General features: G+C 42.0%; 1 protein-coding gene. It reads right to left on the bottom strand.

Annotation, left to right across the window (positions count from 1 at the left end; translation table 11 throughout):
- Positions 1 to 293: 293 nt before the first annotated feature.
- Positions 294 to 653, bottom strand: coding sequence for a reverse transcriptase domain-containing protein (locus HX004_RS17660; RefSeq protein ID WP_286444176.1), 360 nt, complete (start codon positions 651 to 653; stop codon positions 294 to 296).
- Positions 654 to 671 lie beyond the last annotated feature (18 nt).

Here is a 671-nt window from a genome sequence, read left to right as displayed (position 1 = left end):
ATAGTAATGCAAAGGGCCCAAATCTGGCATCTCAAATGTAGAATGTAATTCAGCCTTAAAGGCTGAAATCTGATCCACATCAGGTCCAGTGAGAAACATGTCATCAACGTATAAAACGATGACCAAAAAATAATCACAACTCCTCTTTACATAGAGGGTACTCTCAGAAGGACTATTGCAAAATCCATGTGCAACCAAGTATGCATGTATCTTCTCGTACCATGCCCTGGGAGCTTGCTTAAGGCCATACAAGGCTTTCTTGAGCCTGCATACTTTGTTTTCTTGCCCCTGTTTCACAAAACCATGAGGTTGAGATACATAGACCTCTTCATGCAAATCACCATGCAAGAAGGCAGTTTTAATGTCCAACTGATGTGTACAATCCAACCATGATGTGCTGCCAATGCAATAATACACCGGATGGTTGTCATACGAGATGTGGGTGCAAAGGTCTCATCAAAATCAATCCCTTTCTGCTGGGCATATCCCTTTGCAACAAGCCTAGCCTTATAGCGATCAATGCTACCATCAACTTTACGTTTTAACTTGTAAACCCACTTTGTACCAATGGCCTTCTTACCATAAGGCATCTCAGCCAAATCCCAAGTGTCATTTTTGAGTATAGAATCATACTCATCCTGCATGGCATGCATCCACAATGATCACTCTCC

Source organism: Myroides sp. 1354 (genome assembly GCF_030324495.1).
Taxonomy (GTDB): domain Bacteria; phylum Bacteroidota; class Bacteroidia; order Flavobacteriales; family Flavobacteriaceae; genus Flavobacterium.
Note: the sequence above shows the minus strand (reverse complement) of the source record. Positions and strands in the feature narration are given on the sequence as shown.